The organism is Staphylococcus microti, from assembly GCF_000934465.1.
GTDB classification, from domain to species: Bacteria; Bacillota; Bacilli; order Staphylococcales; family Staphylococcaceae; genus Staphylococcus; species Staphylococcus microti.
Genome location: NZ_JXWY01000068.1, coordinates 1 through 225 on the forward strand (window position 1 = coordinate 1; position 225 = coordinate 225).

Consider the following 225-nt stretch of genomic DNA (forward strand, 5'->3'; position numbering starts at 1 on the left):
GAATATGAAAAAGGCAAACTTCCTTCAGAAATTTTTAAAGAGGCTGGTTTTGACACAAAGATTTTAGGAAGACGTATTAGTAATTTTAGAGATCGCGTACTCGCAATGAAAAACCGACCTGAAGGATTGCGAGATACGAGAAAAGATAGCTCTGGCAGACCCAAATTATCAGAAATGACCCCTGAAGAAGAAATTGAATACTTAAAACACAAAATTGCGCTTCAA

General features: G+C 36.4%; 1 pseudogene. It reads left to right on the top strand.

Annotated elements, in window-relative coordinates:
* A pseudogene (locus tag TP70_RS12430) lies at positions 1 to 225 on the top strand (IS3 family transposase); the annotation flags it as partial.